This window comes from uncultured Tateyamaria sp., assembly GCF_947497045.1.
Lineage (GTDB): Bacteria > Pseudomonadota > Alphaproteobacteria > Rhodobacterales > Rhodobacteraceae > Tateyamaria.
On sequence record NZ_CANMEU010000007.1, the window covers coordinates 86,630 to 104,962 of the forward strand.

At 59.0% G+C, this 18,333-nt stretch carries 17 protein-coding genes and 2 riboswitches; of the genes, 8 read left to right on the forward strand and 9 right to left on the reverse strand.

The window, feature by feature from the left end:
- Positions 1 to 24: 24 nt before the first annotated feature.
- The 3 genes from Q0859_RS14585 to Q0859_RS14595 form a co-directional block, all read right to left on the reverse strand.
- Positions 25 to 1,257 (reverse strand): D-amino acid dehydrogenase, encoded by a 1,233-nt coding sequence (locus Q0859_RS14585; RefSeq protein ID WP_299152271.1) that lies wholly within the window; start codon positions 1,255 to 1,257, stop codon positions 25 to 27.
- A gap of 59 nt (positions 1,258 to 1,316) precedes the next feature.
- Positions 1,317 to 1,426: riboswitch (glycine riboswitch) on the reverse strand.
- A 13-nt stretch (positions 1,427 to 1,439) separates the two neighbouring features.
- Positions 1,440 to 1,530, reverse strand: a riboswitch (glycine riboswitch).
- Between the two features lie 296 nt (positions 1,531 to 1,826).
- Complete coding sequence (locus Q0859_RS14590) at positions 1,827 to 3,713, reverse strand: autotransporter domain-containing protein (RefSeq protein WP_299152274.1); 1,887 nt, start codon at positions 3,711 to 3,713, stop codon at positions 1,827 to 1,829.
- Between the two features lie 656 nt (positions 3,714 to 4,369).
- The gene (locus Q0859_RS14595; protein ID WP_299152276.1) at positions 4,370 to 4,795 is read right to left on the reverse strand and encodes a tellurite resistance TerB family protein; all 426 of its coding nucleotides are present in this window, start codon (positions 4,793 to 4,795) and stop codon (positions 4,370 to 4,372) included.
- A gap of 149 nt (positions 4,796 to 4,944) precedes the next feature.
- Between Q0859_RS14595 and Q0859_RS14600 the strand changes: the two genes are divergently transcribed.
- Together Q0859_RS14600 and Q0859_RS14605 are read left to right on the forward strand one after the other, a co-directional pair.
- Entirely contained in the window at positions 4,945 to 6,522 is a 1,578-nt protein-coding gene (locus tag Q0859_RS14600) for a lysine--tRNA ligase (RefSeq protein WP_299152279.1), read from the forward strand.
- Between the two features lie 66 nt (positions 6,523 to 6,588).
- The gene (locus tag Q0859_RS14605) at positions 6,589 to 6,990 is read left to right on the forward strand and encodes a DUF4864 domain-containing protein (protein ID WP_299152281.1); all 402 of its coding nucleotides are present in this window, start codon (positions 6,589 to 6,591) and stop codon (positions 6,988 to 6,990) included.
- Here the strand turns inward: Q0859_RS14605 and Q0859_RS14610 are convergent.
- Together Q0859_RS14610 and Q0859_RS14615 are read right to left on the reverse strand one after the other, a co-directional pair.
- On the reverse strand, positions 6,987 to 7,496 hold the full coding sequence (locus tag Q0859_RS14610) for a GNAT family N-acetyltransferase (RefSeq protein WP_299152284.1): 510 nt from the start codon (positions 7,494 to 7,496) through the stop codon (positions 6,987 to 6,989). The two genes, Q0859_RS14605 and Q0859_RS14610, sit on opposite strands and share 4 nt — an antisense overlap.
- Before the next feature lie 5 nt (positions 7,497 to 7,501).
- Positions 7,502 to 8,815, reverse strand: coding sequence for an NAD(P)/FAD-dependent oxidoreductase (locus Q0859_RS14615; protein WP_299152286.1), 1,314 nt, complete (start codon positions 8,813 to 8,815; stop codon positions 7,502 to 7,504).
- A 278-nt stretch (positions 8,816 to 9,093) separates the two neighbouring features.
- Here Q0859_RS14615 and Q0859_RS14620 point away from each other — a divergent pair, with 278 nt between their 5' ends.
- Positions 9,094 to 11,376: a glycosyl hydrolase family 28-related protein gene (locus tag Q0859_RS14620; protein ID WP_299152288.1), complete on the forward strand. Its 2,283-nt coding sequence runs from the start codon at positions 9,094 to 9,096 to the stop codon at positions 11,374 to 11,376.
- A 41-nt stretch (positions 11,377 to 11,417) separates the two neighbouring features.
- Here the strand turns inward: Q0859_RS14620 and Q0859_RS14625 are convergent, their stop codons facing one another.
- Positions 11,418 to 12,071 carry a hypothetical protein gene (locus tag Q0859_RS14625; RefSeq protein WP_299152290.1) on the reverse strand — a complete coding sequence of 218 codons (654 nt, stop codon included), beginning with the start codon at positions 12,069 to 12,071 and terminating at the stop codon, positions 11,418 to 11,420.
- Between the two features lie 107 nt (positions 12,072 to 12,178).
- Between Q0859_RS14625 and Q0859_RS14630 the strand changes: the two genes are divergently transcribed.
- The gene (locus Q0859_RS14630) at positions 12,179 to 12,649 is read left to right on the forward strand and encodes a DUF427 domain-containing protein (protein ID WP_299152292.1); all 471 of its coding nucleotides are present in this window, start codon (positions 12,179 to 12,181) and stop codon (positions 12,647 to 12,649) included.
- Positions 12,650 to 12,722: 73 nt separating this feature from the next.
- Positions 12,723 to 12,983, forward strand: a complete 261-nt coding sequence (locus Q0859_RS14635) for a zf-TFIIB domain-containing protein (protein WP_299152295.1) — start codon at positions 12,723 to 12,725, stop codon at positions 12,981 to 12,983.
- Here Q0859_RS14635 and Q0859_RS14640 read toward each other — a convergent pair.
- Positions 12,980 to 13,396 carry a hypothetical protein gene (locus Q0859_RS14640; protein WP_299152297.1) on the reverse strand — a complete coding sequence of 139 codons (417 nt, stop codon included), beginning with the start codon at positions 13,394 to 13,396 and terminating at the stop codon, positions 12,980 to 12,982. The genes Q0859_RS14635 and Q0859_RS14640 overlap by 4 nt on opposite strands.
- Before the next feature lie 84 nt (positions 13,397 to 13,480).
- On the opposite strand from Q0859_RS14640, the gene Q0859_RS14645 reads away from it, so the two are divergent.
- The gene (locus Q0859_RS14645; protein WP_299152300.1) at positions 13,481 to 14,005 is read left to right on the forward strand and encodes a transposase; all 525 of its coding nucleotides are present in this window, start codon (positions 13,481 to 13,483) and stop codon (positions 14,003 to 14,005) included.
- 20 nt (positions 14,006 to 14,025) lie between these two features.
- Here the strand turns inward: Q0859_RS14645 and uvrB are convergent, their stop codons facing one another.
- Positions 14,026 to 16,224 (reverse strand): excinuclease ABC subunit UvrB, encoded by a 2,199-nt coding sequence (gene uvrB / locus Q0859_RS14650; RefSeq protein ID WP_299152304.1) that lies wholly within the window; start codon positions 16,222 to 16,224, stop codon positions 14,026 to 14,028.
- 96 nt (positions 16,225 to 16,320) lie between these two features.
- Positions 16,321 to 17,466, reverse strand: coding sequence for an adenylate/guanylate cyclase domain-containing protein (locus Q0859_RS14655; RefSeq protein ID WP_299152306.1), 1,146 nt, complete (start codon positions 17,464 to 17,466; stop codon positions 16,321 to 16,323).
- 99 nt (positions 17,467 to 17,565) lie between these two features.
- On the opposite strand from Q0859_RS14655, the gene Q0859_RS14660 reads away from it, so the two are divergent.
- Together Q0859_RS14660 and Q0859_RS14665 are read left to right on the forward strand one after the other, a co-directional pair.
- Complete coding sequence (locus Q0859_RS14660) at positions 17,566 to 17,877, forward strand: ETC complex I subunit (RefSeq protein ID WP_299152308.1); 312 nt, start codon at positions 17,566 to 17,568, stop codon at positions 17,875 to 17,877.
- Positions 17,865 to 18,329 (forward strand): GNAT family N-acetyltransferase, encoded by a 465-nt coding sequence (locus Q0859_RS14665; protein WP_299152309.1) that lies wholly within the window; start codon positions 17,865 to 17,867, stop codon positions 18,327 to 18,329. The genes Q0859_RS14660 and Q0859_RS14665 overlap by 13 nt, the downstream gene beginning before the upstream one ends.
- The last annotated feature ends 4 nt before the right edge of the window (positions 18,330 to 18,333 follow it).

Consider the following 18,333-nt stretch of genomic DNA (forward strand, 5'->3'; position numbering starts at 1 on the left):
CTTTCGTGACGTCCGCCTCTGTGGTCAGGCCGCGTTCTGCATCCGTTTTGCGTCGACGCAATCGGACACAAGCTGCGCGGTTGCTGCGGATAGTGTCCAGCCCAGATGCCCGTGGCCCGTGTTGTAGAAGACACCCGGTTTCGAGCCAGGGCCGACCTTGGGCAGCATGGACGGCAACATGGGTCGCAAACCCGCCCATGGCACGCAATGTTCGGTTGAGACATCCGGGAAAAACGTCTCGCACCATTCGCGCAGGGGCCGGATCCGATCGTCGCGGATATCGAGGTTGTAGCCGTTGAATTCCGCCGTACCCGCGATCCGAAACCGCCTGCGGCCCAATCGCGAGGTCACGATCTTGGCCTCATCATCCAGCAGGCTGACCCACGGGGCCGCGGCCTGGCTGTCGACGTCATCAAGGTTCACGGTGATTGAGTACCCTTTGACCGGATAGATGTTCACCCGGTCCCCAAGTTCGGCGGCGATGCTGCGGCTTGTGACCCCTGCACAGACCACGATCCCGTCAAAGTGTTGCTGCTGATCGCCCGCCCCTGAGTGCCAGTCGATGCGGATATCCTTGCCGGTGTGATGGATCTTGGCCACATTGGCCTTGTAGTGAAACTTGACGCCCAGTTTCTCGCACCCCGTGCTGAGCGCGCGGGTGTATTGGTGGATGTCGCCGGTGAAATCGCTTTCGGTATAGAACCCCCCAAGCGTTTTGGTGCGCAACGCGGGCTCAAGTCGTTGCACTTCGTCTGCCGAGACTTCGCGCCGGTCGAGCCCGGCCTTTTCCAGCAGCGTGTTCACCCGGCGGGCATGATCAAATTCGGACTGCTTCTTGTAGACATGCAGAATGCCACGCTGCTCCATGTCGAATTCCATACCCACCTCTTTGGCAAATTCCAGCAGGTGGCTGCGCGCCTCGATGGCAAGCTTGGCGGTCTGGATGGTGTTGGCCTCGTAATGTGGGATGTTGGTCATAAATTCGGCCATCCACGACAGTTTGTGCCAACTTGGGCGCGGGTTCACCAGCAAGGGCGCGTCGGATTTCAGCATCCATTTGAGGCCCTTTACGATGGTGCCCCACCGCGTCCACACTTCCGCATTTGATGCGGACAACTGACCGCCGTTGGCAAATGATGTCTCCATCGCCGCATAGCGGTTGCGGTCGAAAACGGAAACGTCATAGCCGCGCCGCGCAAGGGCATAGGCGGTGGTGATGCCGGTGATGCCGGCGCCGATAACTGCGATGTTCTTCATCTCTTCGGGTCTTTCCAGACGGCAGGGTCAAGGACACGTGGCCGACACCATGCCGGTTCGCGTCCCCATCTGTCGTTTGACCTGAGAGTTTGACGCCGTAGCTTTGGCGCTTTCTCCTTCGGTGGGCGTGCGGGCGTCTGACCACACACCACTCTCCAGATCGCCGGATTACCCTTTTGGGCGCGACTGACACGGTCTCTGGTGCCTGAGAGTTTGTCGGGGCGTTGCTCCTTCGGCGGCAGGGATTGACCTGCGCTCTCCCATATCAGTCTGGTCGGCTGAGGTGGATATAGGGGGAGGCGATGAGTCGCGCAAAGGATTTGTTGATCACGGGTGGTCAGGCTTGGGTGTGGTGGCTTTTGGGGCGATGCCGCGAAGGTCTGGTAGGAGCCCAAAGTTCCAGATGCTGTGCATTGCTTGGATGGCCGCTTTCTACGGCTTGGGAAAGGCAACCACTGCACGGTTATGCGCCACCAAATGGACCCGAAAAGATGCGCAACCGGTGTTCATTTTCGACAGTTGTCCGCAGAAACGTAGCCTGCGACGCGCGGCGACGTCGCAGGTCTATCTTAGAAACTGAACGCCGCTCCAATCTGGATCCCAACGCGGTCAATATCGCTGGCACCGGAGCTTAGGGCGTGGCTCGCGTTGACTTGCGAATACAATGCGACATTGCTGGAGGCCCTGTAGTTTACCCCCAGTGACACATCTGCTGCGTTGTACGTGCGCGCGCCAGAACCACCACCGAACGTTGCGCCGCCCAGTGGCGTGACGCTGACGCTTGAGAACGTGCCAGTTTCTTTGACGTGCTCCACAGATACGGCGGTTGTAAGATCAAGGTTAGAACGCAGGCGGAAACGGGCATCCAATCCAAGCTTTGCCTTTCGCAGGTTTGAGGTCTGAGCAGACACCGTGCCCGCGAACGTACCGCCGGTTTCTGTGTAACCGTCCAGTTCAGCCCTGTGGCTCGACAGGCCTGCAAAAGGCGTGAGCGTTAGGTTCTGGCTGGTTTGCATTGCATATCCAACGCGCCCTTGAAAACCTGTGTAGTTGCCCGATGTGCTGCCCGATGAGGTTTCGGTTGTTGCGCCGTTTAGATAATTGCGATCAATGTCTCCATCCAACGCCATGCGAGAAGCTGTAAACAACAACTCGATGCCGGTAGGGGCGGGGGCGTAGGTCAAGAACAGCCCCGCGCCAAGCCCGTGAATGGAAGATCGAGAGCCCAATGCGCTGGTCGTAGTCGATTGGTTTACCACCAATGCACTTAGGCCAAAATCAAGTCCACTGCCGTTTGACTTGAGTTTCAAACCCACTCCGCCTGACCCAACTTCACGTGTGGCAATTCCAGTATCGAGCACGCGGCTGCCCTCACCAAAGACAAAAGCCGAATAGGATAATCCACGTCCGACAGAGCCGCGCACGGAGCCTTCAGTGGGTACGGCGGCGCGCGCTTTGCCTGTTTCATCTGAGCGCGCATTCAGACCGGTGAACTCTAGTCCACGATCCAGACCTTGCCCAGATGCGCCGCTCAAGCGTGATGTGTTGGACACGGATTGCACAGAAATTGAAAAATCATCGACGAAGACGACGCCAGTGGCAGGCGTTGTGGCCCCAGAAGCCGGTTCATCATAGACAGCAATAAACGCTTCGTTGCCGGCGGTGGTAAATGCATTTCCGACGATGACAGTGCCGTCATCCGAGATGCCAGTTGCATCTAAAAGCGTTATCCCGGTTTGATCGATACCTTTAGCCGCCAACAAATCACCAAGCGCGGCCATGGAACCACCTTCCCAGCGAAACGCCACATTGCGGGATGCAGCCCTTGATGAGCCAACGACCACCGACCCATCGCCAGAAACGGCATTTGCAGTACTGAAAAAGGGTCCGCCCGGCAGATCACCTAGTCCGGTCATAGTGCCACCTTCCCAGCGAAACGCCTCAAGGCCGGAAGCACTTGTGCCTCGCCCGACGACCACCGACCCATCGGCAGAAACGCCAGTTGCAAAACTGCTATAGATTCCACCCGGTAGATCGCCAAGCCCGGTCATTGTGCCACCGACCCAACGGAACGCCTCACTGCCGGATGCACTGGCGCTTTGCCCGACGACCACCGATCCATCGGCAGAAACGTCGTATGCATTACTAAAAAAATTTCCGCCAGGCAGATCACCTAGCCCAGTCATTGTGCCACCTACCCAGCGAAACGCCTCAGAGCCGGATGCAGAGCGACCTACGCCAACAACCACTGACCCGTCTGCAGAAACGGCCCTCGCAAGACTATTAAAACTTCCTCCCGGTAGATCCCCAAGCCCGGTCATAGTGCCACCTACCCAGCGAAACGCCTCACGGCCGTTGAGGCTGCGGCTTTGGCCGACGACCACTGATCCATCAGCGGAAACGCCAAGTGCAGTACTTTCATAGGTACCGCCGGGCAGATCACCCAGCCCGGTCATGATGCCACCTACTCAGCGATACGCCTCACGGCCGGATGCGCCAGTGCCTCGCCCAACGACCACTGACCCATCGGCGGAAACGTCACCTGCATTACTGCTAAAAATTCCACCCGGTAGATCACCTAAAAAGGTTTGGCTATATTGCTGCGCCACGGCATGTGACGCGGGCACAAACGAATAGAGCCCACCCAGAACAATGCTGGCCAACGCAGTGCACATTCCGGTGCAGCCGCGCAGGTTTTGAGTTTTGGAAGTTATCATTGGTCGTCCCCGGAAGAATAGATGTGTTCACAGATACTTACGAAAAGAATACTAGTCAGGTCAGTGCTGAGTACGTGCCCTTGAGGCGGATATCCAACTTTTTTGCATGCTGTTACGTCATCATGGAAACACTGTGCCTTACATGCTGCACAGCCTAGAGCTATGAAATGATTTCCTTGGGAGACTTAACCGAGGTAGATACCAAACAGCAAAGAGGGCGCATCCTGGCTTGCAGGTTGGTAACTTCTGGGTTTTCCTGCCCCACGGATCAAGCACAAGCTTGTCATGTAATCGGCTTGGTGGTGTTCCAAATAAGCGTTGGTTTGATGTGGGTTTTCCGAAAGCTGTCATTGGTGCAGTCGCAGCGAATTGGTGCTTTGTCCGCAAAACCGCCCTCAAACCGTCAGATGCCGCGCCCGTGCTCCACGCTCAATTGCGGCGGCATGCAGGCGGTCGATGTTCAACTCGTACCGCATCTCTTCGAGCAGCCGCAGTTCGGTTTCTTCCAGCGTCCCGTCCGCTGCGGCCACGTCGCAGGCCAACGCATAGGCGGTTTCATTCAGCCGGTCCGGCAACGCCTCGCGCACGAGGCCAAACAACGCATCAAGCCCGTCTTCCTGTTCGAACAGATCGAACACCATTTGCGCCATCGTGTTCATTCGGTCCACATCGTAGCCCGCAAACACAGGCAGGGTGTTCACCGCGGTGTTGATCTTGACCAGTTCGGCGGTGCGGATGTCCTCATCGGATGCTGATACCGCGATCATCAGGGCCACCAGCGCATCCTGTGCAGTGAGTGAGAGGTTTTCTGTCTCGGACATGGCGGTTCCTTTCGCGCGGTTGCCTCCCTCAATATTGACGCACGCCCTTGCCCGCAATAGGTAGCGGCGGGATCACGTGCGCGGGGCGTGCGGATTCTGACGCGGCTGCGCATTGGGTGCGGCTGACCTATTTTCGGGACACCTCATTCATGTCGAGTTTGCGTGACGCTGCGATGACAAGCAAAGCCTGGCCTTTCGAGGAGGCGCGCAAACTGGTCAAACGCTATGAAAAGGCCCCGCCCAAGAAGGGGTTTGTACTGTTTGAGACGGGGTACGGCCCCTCGGGCCTGCCCCATATCGGCACCTTTGGCGAGGTGGCGCGTACCACAATGGTGATGCAGGCGTTTCGGGTGCTGTCGGATATCCCGACCAAGCTGATCTGCTTTTCAGACGATCTGGACGGGATGCGCAAGGTTCCGGGCAACGTGCCCAATCCCGAACGGCTTGAGCAGCATTTGCAGCGCCCGCTGACCTCGGTGCCCGACCCGTTTGAGCAGTACGAGAGTTTCGGTCACCACAACAACGCCATGCTGCGCCGGTTTCTGGATACGTTCGGGTTTGAATACGAATTCATCTCGGCCACTGAATTTTATGCCTCGGGTCAGTTTGACGAGGTGCTTTTGCGTGCCGCCGAGAAATACGATGACATTATGAAGGTGATGCTGAAATCGCTGCGTGAAGAGCGGCGGCAGACCTATTCGATCTTTCTGCCCATTCATCCTGAAAGCGGTCGGGTGATGTATGTCCCGGTGAAGTCCGTCGATGCGGTGGCGGGTACGATCACGTTCGACACTGAAGTGGGTGAGGAGATGACCCTGCCTGTTACGGGTGGTGCGGTGAAGTTGCAGTGGAAGCCGGACTTTGGGGCCCGTTGGGCCGCGCTTGGCGTGGATTTCGAGATGTATGGCAAGGATCACTCGACCAACACCCCGATCTATGACCGCATTTGCGAGATTCTTGGTCAGCGCAAGCCCGAGCATTTCACTTACGAGCTGTTTCTGGACGAGAACGGCCACAAGATTTCCAAGACGTCGGGCAATGGCGTGTCCATTGACGAGTGGCTGACCTATGCCAGCGCCGAAAGCCTGTCCTACTTTATGTATCAAAAGCCCAAGACGGCCAAGCGCATGTATTTCGATGTGATCCCCAAGGCCGTGGACGAATACCACCAACAACTGCGCGCCTATGCCGGGCAGGACGAGGCCACGCGTCTGAACAATCCTGTGTGGCATATCCACGGAGGCGATGTGCCCACCTCGGATATGGTTGTGCCGTTTGCGATGCTGCTCAACCTCGCCTCGGTGTCTTCGGCCGAGACCAAGGACACGCTGTGGGGTTTTATCCAGCGCTACGCGCCCGGCACAGGCCCCGAAACGCACCCCGGCATGGATAAGGCCGTTGGGTTTGCCGTGCGCTATTACAATGACTTTGTGAAGCCTGCGAAGACCTATCGCTTGCCGACGGATGCGGAACGTGAGGCGCTTGAGGCATTGCGCGCCGAGTTGGCCGCCTATGATGGTCCGCTGGATGACGAGGCGTTGCAGTCGATTGTCTATGCTGTCGGACGGGATCGGTTTGATCCGCTGCGGGGGTGGTTCACAGCCCTTTACGAAGTGCTGCTTGGCGCGTCACAAGGGCCGCGGTTTGGTGGATTTATTGCACTCTACGGGGTAGCTGAGACGGTTGCGTTGATTGATGCCGCCCTTGCGGGTGAATTGACGGGGTAGGGTGGGCAGTATTGCCCACCCTACTACGCGCGCTAGCTCTTTGATCAGAACGAAGGGAGAGCTGCGATGCGCAAGTGGATGATGGGGGCCGCTCTGGCCATGTCGATGGCGGGGATCGCCGTCGCTCAAGGCACCGAGATCGAAGCTGTGATCGGTAGTCAGATCGAGGCGTTCGAGGCGGATGATTTTGCGGGTGCTTTCGCATTCGCATCGCCATCGATCCAAGGTATTTTCCGCACACCCGAAAATTTTGGGCGCATGGTCACCCAAGGCTATCCGATGGTGTGGCGTCCTGCCGAGGTCACCTATCTGGGTCTGCGCCAGGAGGATGGTGCCTATTGGCAGACGGTGCGCATTGTGGATGGCGACGGGGCGGTGCACCTGCTGGATTACCGCATGTTGGAAACCAGAGATGGCTGGAAAATCAATGGGGTGCAGCTGTTGGAAGCGGCGGGCGTAAGTGCCTAGCCGAGTTGGTGGGCGTAGACATTGTTCAGGTATTGCTGATCGTCGATCACGAAATAAGTCTCGCCGACATGTACGAACCCGCGTGCCAGATAGAAGGCGATGGCCGGGCTGTTTTCGGCATTGGTCGCCAGCCAAACCGAAGAGATACCACTTGTTTTGCAATGGTCGAGGGCTGCGGTCAGCAGATGTTTTCCTATGCCTTTTCCGTGGTGCCTTGGTTGGACGTAGAGCGTCGAAATCTCGGTCTCTGATGGGTTGTTCACGGGTGCCGGGTTTTCAGAGGTGACGCGAATGAACCCGTCGATCCCGTTCGTGTTTTCATGGACGTGAATGACCTGTTTCGGGTCTGCAATCAGCGTTTCCATTCTGGCTGTGGTAAATTCCTGCAAGACGTAGTCGGCGAAAAACCCGTTGATTCCGTGGTTGAGGTAGGTGCCCAGCCACACCTCGATCGAGAGGGCGGCCAGACTGGACGCATCCGACATGCGCGCGGCGCGTATGGTCACAAAGACTACCCCATTTTTTCGAGCGCCGGTTTGGGCTCGCTGTCGTGCTCTTCATAAAGGGGTCGCAACCCGGTGATCAACCGGGCCCCTTTGGAGAAAGTGAGGTAGGACCAGAACCAGCTGAAAGCCACGATCAGGGGTTGGCGCACGCCGATCAGGAAATAGATGTGGGCAATGCCCCAGATCCACCATGCCACAAAGCCCGAAATATGCAGTTTGCCAAGGTCGATAACGGCGGCGTGCCGTCCAATGGTGGCGAGATTGCCGGCGTGGGCATAGCGGAATGGGGCAAGGTCGGATTTGCCCTGAACCCGCTGTGATATGAGCTTGCCCACGTATTTGCCGCCCTGTTTGGCGGCTGGCGCGATGCCGGGGACGTCCAGCCCGTCTTTCCAAGGGACTTGTGCGGCATCGCCGATCACGAACACATCGGGGTGGTCCGGCATTGACAGGTCCGGGCCGACGGGTACCCGCCCGGTGCGGTCGGTATCGGCATTCAACCACCGCCCGACGTTTTTCACGGCCACCCCGGCTCCCCAGATTTTGCAGGCCGAGGGAATGAAGGTGCCGGGCAGTTGCACGCCCTTTTCGGTGATATCTTCGACTTGGGTGTTGAGCATGACTTCGACCCCAAGCTTTTCAAGCGACTGTCGGGCGCGGTCCGAGAGTCTGGGTGGGAAGGCCCTGAGGAGCCGGTCGCCTGCCTCGACCAAGATCACCCGTGCGTCGCGCGAATTGATCCGGTGAAAGTCGGATGCGAGCGCGTGATTGGCGAGCTCTGCAATTGCACCCGCCATTTCCACCCCGGTCGGCCCACCCCCAACCACGATAAACGTGAGTTGGCGGCGCTGTTCGGCGTCGGAGTTTGACACTTCGGCCCGCTCGAATGCGACCAGCACCTGTTTGCGGATTTCTGTGGCGTCGATGATCCGTTTCAGGCCCGGCGCGTGTTTTTCCCATTCGTCCCGCCCGAAGTAGGAGTGGTGCGCGCCGCTTGCGACGATGAGGTAGTCATAGTCGAACAGCCCATCCTCTCCGACCACCTGTTTGGCTTCCAGATCAATATCGCGCACCTCGGTCAGGGCGACGCTGACATTGTTCTGACGGTTAAATATCCCCCGGATTGGCCATGCCACGTCTGCCGGTGACAGATCGGCTGTCGCCACCTGATACAGAAGGGGCTGAAAGAGGTGATAGTTCCGCCTGTCGATCACCTTGATGTCGACGGGTGCTTTGGCCAGTGCTTTGGCGGCAGAGATACCTCCGAAACCGGCACCCACGATCACGACTTTGGGGCGGGGGTTGGATGATCTGGACATGATGTTTGGACCTCGGAGGTTTTGCAGGTGCAGCATATATTTAGGCAATGGTTGACCCCAAGTCATCGGGCCGTGGCCCCTTGTGAAAGGGGTGTAACATTCAGTGTGCGTATTTCTGCCTTCTGTTGCGTGGACCGACGGGGTGCCGTCCGGTGGTGTGAGCGTGCGTTAACCCCTCGTTGATACTTCCCTTGCCCGGACAGGTCGGAGCCCCCGACCCGTGCGGTTTGACTGCGAACACTCGGGCCTGACGGCCCCCGGTTAAAAGGGATAAATGGATGAATAAGGCGATCACTGAGGGCGTATTGCTGATGCCGCCCGCCTTTGCGAATGGTCTGGATGTGTGGTCGAGCGGCGATGGAACGCCCGGCTCGGATACATATGAAAATGCACCAAACGCGGCCTTTGTGCCTGCGGATCAGGACTTTGGTGGCTGCCTTGAGGTGCAAAAGATATCGAACACGACCCGCCTGCGCTATATGGGCGAGACCCCGTTGCAGCCGGGGTGCTATATCCGTGTGACGGCCCGCATCAAGGCGATTGCGGGCAGCCTGCCTTCGGTTCGCGTGGCGGGTTATGCTGCGCGTGCGAATGGCACCGCGGTGTCCGGTATCGACACAACCGCCGACAGCACAACGATCACAAGCTACGGCGACATCCTAGAGGTGTCGGCCATTATCGGAGCAGGCAATCGTGGCGGTGTTGATCTGGTATGGGGTGTCGACGCCGTCTATGGCCATTTCGGGATTGATCTGACCGGCCCCAACGGGGGTGTTGTCCGCATTGATGACATCGAAATCGAAGATGTCACATCCGTGTTCCTGCGCGATTTGCTGGCCTATGTCGATGTACGCGACTTTGGTGCGATTGGCGACGGGACGACGGACGACAGCGCTGCGTTCGAGGCGGCTGCGGCGGCTGCAGACGGGCGCACGATTCTGGTACCACAGGGCACCTTCTATCTGGGCAATGATGTCAGCTTTGACGATCCTGCCCGGTTTGAGGGATCCGTCACGATGCCTGTCGACAAAATGCTGTTGCTGCGCAAGAACTTTGATCTGCCCGCCTATATCGACGCGTTTGGGGACGAGGCGCTGGCCTTTGGCAAAGCATTTCAGGCCCTGCTGAACCAATCTGATCACGAAAGCCTTGATATGCGCGGACGCCGTGTTGCGGTGACCGAGCCGCTTGATATGGCCGCTTTTGTACCCAATCGCCCGGTCTATGCCACCCGCCGTTTGATCCGAAATGGGCAACTTGAGGCTGCAAATGGTGATTGGGACACCATCGTTGCGACCTCGCCTGCGACCTATTCGGCCTCTAATTCCCGCCGCCTCACCAATGTGACGAATATCGCCAATATCGAGATTGGGTCGCTGGTTGAAGGCAACGGTGTGGGGCGCGAGATCTATGTTCTGGACAAGAACGTGGGTGCCCGAGAGATCACGCTGAATGCCCCGCTGTTTGATGCGGAAGGCACCCAGACCTTCACGTTCCGCCGCTTCCGGTACATGGTTGATTTTAGTGGGTTCCAGAACCTCACGAAGTTCATCATGGCCGACATTGATTTCCAGTGTAACAGCCGGTGCAGCGGTATCATGCTGGCCCCGAGTGGTCCGGCATTCGAGTTGCAGGACTGTTTCATATCGCGCCCCATTGATCGGGGTCTGACCTCGATCGGGGTGGGGTGTCAGGGCATGCTGATCAGCCGCTGTCAGTTCCTGTCTGCCGAAGAGGCGGTGGATGTTGCGGATCGTGTGAGCATCGGGCTGAACGTGAATTCCAACGACGTCAAAATCCGTGATTGCCGCGCCACGCGGTTCCGCCATTTCGCGCTGCTTGCGGGGCAGAACCACCTTGTCAGCGGCAACCACTTTTTCCAGGGGGACGGGGTGCCTGACGGTATCCGGACCGCAGGCATGGTGTTCATGTACAACTACGCAGGCTGCGTGATGTCCGGCAATTATGTCGACAACTGCTTTATCGAGTGGACGAATGAACGTGACCCCACACCGGCCTTCACCGGCGGGTTTTCCTTCAGTTCGCTGTCAATCACCGACAACGTGTTCTTGTCCGGTGATGTGCCGCCCTGGTTCAGCTATTTCGTGATTAAGCCGCATGGGGCCGGACATTTCCTGAATGGGGTCACTGTATCGGGCAACCGGTTCCGATCTATCAACGGTAGTATTGAGCGGGCCGAGCGGGTGGATACGAGTATTTCCGATCTTGATTACAATCGGAACCAGTCTGTTCATTATGTTGGCAACTCGTATCACAATGTGTCGGAGCATGCCGAAAACCCGCTGGTGATCGCCCATACCCAAAACACCAACGCGCGCACGTGGACGATCGGGACAGCCAAGAAGCTGCCGTTCCTGAGCTATTGCCAGTTTGTCGACAGCGTCGTGTTGTCTGAGGATTTGCAGAATGCGGCGAATGCCAAAGTCTATGAGACCCCAATTGGGCGTGGGCGTGTGGGGCCCAACCAAGATCAGTTCTCACTTGAGTTTCCGACTGAAGTGCGTGGTCAGGTGCGCGCGACCGTTCGCATGGACCGCTGAGTGGGGTGGGGCGCGGGTGTCTGACCTTCGCCCCCGTCACTCTAGAACGTGCGCCAAATACCGAGTTTGAGCGACAGAACCCCATTGTCGGATTCAACCCCGATCTGAAATGATGGTGTCTTTGGCGTGGGTTGCCAGATCAGCGACGGCGCATATGTGAAGAAATCTCCCGAGTCCGTGCCGGTGTAGAAGACCTGCATCATCACCTTGAAGCGCTCACTTAAATTGACGCCGATAGTGGTGTCGAGCTTGCGAATATCGCTTGCATCCCCTTTCGCCCATTCCACCGCGGCATCGATTGCAAGCCACCCGCTGGTTTCACCGATCGACAGCCCGCGGCCGTAGCTGAGGCCGGTCCGCATCATCGGTTCGAAATCCAGCCCAAACGTTCCCCCAAGCCCGATCTCGTAGGCCAGCTTGTATTGCTTGTTGCCGGTGCTGATCGGCAGGCGTGCGAACAGGAATGCAGACCCTTCGCCAAGTCGTCCCTGAGGCAGATTGGCATCGCCTTTGAACCCCAGTGTCAGCTTTGGACGCAGGCCATATTCGGCATAGACGGCACCATCGGTTTCGCCGTTCTCATCCACCGTGCCACTGAACGCCAGAAACCCCGTCTTGTGCTCGCGCAGCCATGCCCCGGCGCAGGCCGGGTATGCCGCAAGGCTCAGCATCAGGACAAGCAGGGCGCGGATCACGGGGGCGGCTCCGGTTAAGGTTAACAGAAAATGACTTGGCCTGAGTTTGGTTAATAATCCCTTACGATGCCCTCGCTTTGCCGTTTGTTTGACTTAGGTAGCCGGGCATGGATTTATCGGTCGAGAATGTTCAGTCCTATCCGCGCCCACCTGCGCTTGAACCCGTGCCCCAACGCGTGCGCGCGCTGTTTGCAGGTGTATGCGTGGCGGATAGTGTATCCGCCTTACGGGTTCTCGAAACCCATCACGCCCCCACCTATTACCTGCCCCGTGCCGATGTTCTTGCGGAGCTTACCCCTGCGGCGGGCGGGTCTTTTTGTGAGTGGAAAGGGCGGGCCCAATATTGGGATGTTAGCATTGGCGGTCAGACGGCGCAGTCTGCCGCTTGGAGTTATCCCGCCCCCAGTGACCGATTTGCAAACCTCAAGGACCGCGTGGCGATCTATGCTGGCAAGATGGAGGCGTGCTTTGTCGGGGAGGTGCGTGTCATCCCGCAACCGGGTGATTTCTATGGCGGATGGGTGACCCCGAATTTGCAGGGTCAGATCAAGGGTGCCCCGGGAACCCACCACTGGTGATACCCAATTGTGCGGATGTGTGACGCGTCGTGAGACCCTACATATACGCCAAATCTGGAAGAGGAGACATGCCATGCAATGCCCCATCGACGGAACCCAATTGGTGATCACGGATCGCAGCGGGGTCGAAATCGATTATTGCCCGCAATGTCGCGGCATCTGGCTGGATCGCGGCGAGTTGGACAAGCTTATCGAGCGGGCTGAGGCCTATGCGCCGCCTCCGCCGCAACCGCAGGTCAGCCGCGGCTATGACGATCCGCGCCATGTGCAGCATCACCGGGGCAAGAAGAAAAAGGGGATGGGCAGCCTGTTGGGCGACATCTTTGATTTCTAGGCTATCGGTGTTTGGGTGCAGTCCCGAAAGCGCTGCACCGGCTCTGCCGCGTCCTTGAGCGAGACCGTGACCGCCGCCGTTGCCGTGAAAGCGGTGGCGGTTTCGTTATGTTGGAGGCCGTCGAGCACATTGCCAAAGCCGCTATCGGTGACGGTCAGCGTGTTGCCTTGCGTCTGGTGCCGTGGGGTCGAGATGGTGTTGGGACGGGGGCCTGTGAATGCCATTGAGAATGCAGGCGCTTGTGGCCACCCCTGATCGCTGGTGAGAGTGATGGCGTAGGTCTTGGTGGCGTGGTCATAGGTGAGCTTGACCTCAACGCCAGGTTCGATGTGGTCGAGGGTGCAGATGGGAGACGGGGTGAAGGTCCACGCGTGTGCAAGGGTGGGGAGGAGGAAGACTATGAAAAAGCGCATGCTGCAAAGGTAGACCTCAGCGTAGAGTGGGCAATGTTGCCCACGATATATGATTGGTTAACCTTGCTTTGGCAATGTGGGGGCATGTCCACTTACCGACGTTTACGCGTGCCCGGCGCGACCTATTTCTTTACATTGGCTTTGGCTGATCGGCGCAATGACCACCTTGTCCGTCATATCTGCGCGCTACGCAAAGCCTATGCTGCCACCTGCGCAGAACACCCATTCGAGACACGCGCGATCGTTGTTTTGCCAGACCATTTGCATGCCGTCTGGGCGCTACCACCGGGCGACAGTGACTTTCCCGAACGGTGGCGTAAGATCAAGGCCCGCTTTTCAAATGCGGTTGGAGGAGATTTTCCACGCAGCCCCAGTAAGATGGCCAAGCGCGAGTGTGGCCTTTGGCAGCGCCGATATTGGGAACACATGATACGTGACGAGGCGGACTATCGCGCGCATGTCGGGTATTGCTGGTTCAATCCGGTCAAGCACGGGGTGGTGGAGCGGCCAACTGACTGGCTTCATTCCTCGATCCATCGCGATATGCGGCGTGATCTGGTGGACCTTGCGTGGTGTGATTTGCCGCGGAAAATCGAAGTTGGTGAGTAGGGTGGGCAATATTGCCCACCTTACCGCCCTCGCCGCTTTACATTCCCGCCGCGCTGACCGGCCCGACCCGCTGTACTGCGTCCTGACGCTTTCTTGGCATCGCCCACCGCTTTTTCCACCGCATATTGCCGCGCCATCGGATCGTCCGCGACCACCAGATCGACCGCCTCAAGCCGCTTGACCTCGTCGCGCAGCCGTGCGGCCTCTTCGAACTCCAAATTCTCGGCCGCTTTGCGCATGTCGGTGCGCAGCCCGTCCAGCACGGTTTGCAGGTTGCCCCCCGCCAGCGGGTTGTCGATCTTGGCTGTGACGCGCGACTGATCCGTGTCGCCCTTGTAAAGCCCGGCCAGCACATCCTCGACGTTTTTTTTGACCGTCGCGGGCGTGATCCCGTGTTCGAGGTTATAGGCCTCCTGTTTGGCGCGGCGGCGGTTGGTTTCACCCAGTGCGCGCTCCATCGAGCCGGTCACCTTGTCGGCATACATGATCACCCGGCCATCCGCGTTGCGTGCGGCGCGTCCGATGGTTTGTACCAATGAGGTTTCCGAGCGCAGGAACCCTTCCTTGTCTGCATCCAGAATCGCGACCAGCCCGCATTCAGGAATGTCGAGCCCCTCGCGCAGCAGGTTGATCCCGATGAGCACGTCAAAGGCACCAAGCCGCAGATCGCGCAGGATCTCGATGCGTTCCAGCGTGTCGATATCGGAGTGCATGTAACGGACCTTGATGCCCTGTTCGTGCATGTATTCGGTCAGATCCTCGGCCATGCGCTTGGTCAGTGTGGTGCACAGGGTGCGCATCCCGTTGGCGGTGACCTTGTGGACCTCGTCGATCAGATCATCGACCTGCATGCCGACGGGCCGGATTTCGACGGGCGGGTCAAGCAACCCCGTGGGCCGGATCACCTGTTCGGTGAACACGCCGCCTGATTGCTCCAGCTCCCATGCTGCGGGAGTGGCGGAGACGAACACCGATTGGGGACGCATGGCGTCCCATTCCTCGAACTTGAGGGGGCGGTTGTCCATGCAGGAGGGCAGGCGGAAGCCATGTTCTGCCAGCGTGAACTTGCGCCTGTAGTCGCCCTTGTACATGCCCCCGATCTGGGGGACAGACACGTGGGATTCGTCCGCAAACACGATGGCATTGTCGGGGATGAACTCGAACAGGGTCGGGGGCGGCTCACCCGGCGCACGCCCTGTCAAATAGCGTGAATAGTTCTCGATGCCGTTGCACACGCCCGTGGCTTCAAGCATCTCAAGATCAAAATTGGTGCGCTGTTCCAGCCGTTGCGCCTCAAGCAGCTTGCCGTCGCCCACCAGTTGATCCAGCCGGGTGCGCAGCTCTTGTTTGATGTTGATGATGGCCTGCGACATCGTCGGTTTCGGAGTCACATAGTGCGAGTTCGCATAGACCCTGATATGTTCCATCGTGTCCGTCTTTTCGCCCGTCAGCGGGTCGAACTCGGTGATGCTTTCCAACTCTTCACCAAAGAAAGACAGCCGCCATGCGCGGTCATCAAGGTGGGCGGGAAAGATTTCAAGGGCGTCGCCGCGCACCCTGAAGGTGCCCCGAAAGAAAGCTTGGTCGTTGCGTTTGTATTGCTGGGCCACAAGATCCGCGATCACCTGCCGCTGGTCATAGGATTTGCCAACGCGCAGGTCCTGCGTCATCGCCCCATAGGTTTCGACCGACCCGATCCCGTAGATGCACGACACCGAGGCCACGATCACCACATCGTCGCGCTCCAGCAGGGCTCGCGTGGCAGAGTGGCGCATGCGGTCGATCTGTTCGTTGATCTGGCTTTCTTTTTCTATGTAGGTGTCGGAGCGGGCCACATAGGCTTCGGGTTGGTAGTAGTCATAGAAGCTGACGAAATACTCGACCGAGTTCTCGGGGAAGAACCCCTTGAACTCGCCATAAAGCTGGGCAGCGAGGGTCTTGTTGGGGGCGAGGATGATAGCCGGGCGCTGCGTTTCCTCGATCACCTTGGCCATGGTATAGGTCTTGCCCGTACCCGTCGCCCCAAGCAGCACCTGATCGCGATCACCTGACAAAACACCTGCGCTCAGCTCTTTGATGGCGGTGGGCTGGTCGCCTGCGGGCTCGAATTCGGTGTTCATCACCAGCCGCTTGCCGCCCTCAAGTTTCAGGCGGGTGCGCACATCCTCTGCCGGGTTGGACAGAAAGGTTTCGGCTTGATCGGTGTGGACATGGGGCATGCGTGCGTCTCCTTGGGTCTCTATCTGTCACGCGCATGCGCAGATGCAAGGTGTACCCTTGTCAATTCCTGTCAGCAGGGCGCGGATTTCACCAACCTAAGTGCTGGGTGTGTGCAACGGCATCGGCGTGTCCAGACCCTTGAGAGCTTGGGTCGACACATGCCGCATCGGGACGTCAGCGATGGCTGCGACTGTGTCGGACACCAGGATGGTCTGGCTCAGTCGCCTGCAAAAGGATTCGACCCGCGAGGCGATATTGACTGCCTGGCCCAGAATGGTGAAGTCGATCCGGGTGCGTGCGCCCACATTGCCATACAGGACCTCACCGTAATGGATGCCGATCCCGAAGGGCACGGGCAGGTCTGCGAGTACCGCGATCCCTTGAGCGGCATGAGAGGCGGCGATGGCCTGGCGACAGGTGCTTTGGCGTCCCTGATCGGTGCCGTCACTGGGAAACAGGGCCAGCACCCCGTCGCCCATGAACTTGAGGATTTCACCGTTCGTGGTGTCGACCGCTTCGGACATGACCTCGAAATAGGTGTTGGCGATGGCCAGCGCCTCGCTGGCCGGGCGGGTGGCATTGAGGGCGGTCCAGCCCCGGATGTCGCTGAACAGGATCGCCGCCTCGATCGTTTCGATATTGCCGCGGGTAATCTGGCCGGCCAGCACCCGCTGCCCGGTACGTGCGCCCAGATAGCTGGTGGCGATGGCGGTGGCGAGGCGATGGTTGCCGTGGGCCTCGGCAATGGGGCAAAGTGCATTGGCGATCCGGTGCAGCAGGTCGATATCCGCGTCGGAAAACCCGGTCGGGGCGTTGGACACAAAAATCACCATCCCACCGGTGCCCGCCACGAAATCAAGGGGCAGTCCGAAATAGTCAGTGGCCCCGCGATCCCGCAACTCGCGCAGCACAAGATGATCGGACGGGGCGAGCGGCGCAGTCAGTTTCCGGCGCAGCGGGGCACCTGTTTCGGCAATCACGGCCATCGGGCTGCCGATATAGGCGGGACGGGTTTCCAACCCGTGTGGCGCGTCGGATTGGGTGATGGGGCCGGTGTCCGCTTCCCATAACACACTTTCGGCTTCGGTCAGCGGGTGCGTCGTGCGCATGCTGAGGCGCAGACGCATCAGCGGCACACCCGCATCGCACAGCCGCTCGGCCAGCCCATAAACCATCCGATCCAGCCCAAGCTGCCGCCCGGTCGTCAATATCCAGTCCACATGTGACAAAGCGGGTGCCATGGCCGCACCATAGGATCCGTTTGCGTGCCGAGACAATTCGCATCTTGCGACAGAGGTCACAATTGTCGATATATCCCTGACACGCTTAGGAGCCTACTCATGCGCGCACGCATCTTTCAGCCTGCCAAAACGGCCATGTCCTCGGGCAGTGCCATGACCAAGCATTGGGTGCTCGAATTTGCGCCCGCCAGCGCCCGCTCGCTCGACCCGCTGATGGGGTGGACGTCATCTTCGGACACGCAGGCGCAGGTGCGCATGTCCTTTGACACCAAAGAGGCGGCCCTTGATTACGCCAGCCATCACGGCATCGATGCGATCGTGCAGGAGCCGAACAAGCGGCGCGCCAACATCCGCGCAGGCGGCTACGGCGAGAATTTCGCAACCGGGCGGCGCGGGGCATGGACGCACTAAGCGTCACCCAGGACACAGCCGCCACGCCGGATGTCCACGCCCTCTTGATCCGACATTTTGAGTTGATGCGCGCCGCATCACCGGCCGAAAGCTGTCATGTGTTGGAACCTGGCACGTTGCTCGACACGGGGGCGGTCCTGTTTGCAGCGCGCAGTGAGGGCACATTGCTGGGCGTTGGCGCGCTGGCCACACTTGAGCCCACACACGGCGAGTTGAAATCCATGCACACGGCGGCTGCCGCGCGAGGGCGCGGGGTGGGGGCCGCCCTTGTGGCGGCTTTGATGGACCACGCCCGTACCCGTGGCATGACCCGGCTTAGCCTTGAGACGGGATCGGATGCGCTCTTTGCCCCGGCGCGGGCGCTTTACAGCGCGCATGGGTTCACTTTGTGCGCCCCGTTCGGTGATTATGTGCTCGACCCGCTCAGCGTTTTTATGACGCGCACGCTTTGACATC

Bases quoted from the DNA above. Each gene is read 5' to 3' on its own strand.
- Q0859_RS14585 (WP_299152271.1), bottom strand. From the start codon at position 1,257: ATGAAGAACATCGCAGTTATCGGCGCCGGCATCACCGGCATCACCACC.
- Q0859_RS14590 (WP_299152274.1), bottom strand. From the start codon at position 3,713: ATGACCGGGCTGGGTGATCTGCCCGGCGGTACCTATGAAAGTACTGCA.
- Q0859_RS14595 (WP_299152276.1), bottom strand. From the start codon at position 4,795: ATGTCCGAGACAGAAAACCTCTCACTCACTGCACAGGATGCGCTGGTG.
- Q0859_RS14600 (WP_299152279.1), top strand. From the start codon at position 4,945: ATGTCGAGTTTGCGTGACGCTGCGATGACAAGCAAAGCCTGGCCTTTC.
- Q0859_RS14605 (WP_299152281.1), top strand. From the start codon at position 6,589: ATGCGCAAGTGGATGATGGGGGCCGCTCTGGCCATGTCGATGGCGGGG.
- Q0859_RS14615 (WP_299152286.1), bottom strand. From the start codon at position 8,815: ATGTCCAGATCATCCAACCCCCGCCCCAAAGTCGTGATCGTGGGTGCC.
- Q0859_RS14620 (WP_299152288.1), top strand. From the start codon at position 9,094: ATGAATAAGGCGATCACTGAGGGCGTATTGCTGATGCCGCCCGCCTTT.
- Q0859_RS14630 (WP_299152292.1), top strand. From the start codon at position 12,179: ATGGATTTATCGGTCGAGAATGTTCAGTCCTATCCGCGCCCACCTGCG.
- Q0859_RS14635 (WP_299152295.1), top strand. From the start codon at position 12,723: ATGCAATGCCCCATCGACGGAACCCAATTGGTGATCACGGATCGCAGC.
- Q0859_RS14640 (WP_299152297.1), bottom strand. From the start codon at position 13,396: ATGCGCTTTTTCATAGTCTTCCTCCTCCCCACCCTTGCACACGCGTGG.
- Q0859_RS14645 (WP_299152300.1), top strand. From the start codon at position 13,481: ATGTCCACTTACCGACGTTTACGCGTGCCCGGCGCGACCTATTTCTTT.
- uvrB (WP_299152304.1), bottom strand. From the start codon at position 16,224: ATGCCCCATGTCCACACCGATCAAGCCGAAACCTTTCTGTCCAACCCG.
- Q0859_RS14655 (WP_299152306.1), bottom strand. From the start codon at position 17,466: ATGGCACCCGCTTTGTCACATGTGGACTGGATATTGACGACCGGGCGG.
- Q0859_RS14660 (WP_299152308.1), top strand. From the start codon at position 17,566: ATGCGCGCACGCATCTTTCAGCCTGCCAAAACGGCCATGTCCTCGGGC.
- Q0859_RS14665 (WP_299152309.1), top strand. From the start codon at position 17,865: ATGGACGCACTAAGCGTCACCCAGGACACAGCCGCCACGCCGGATGTC.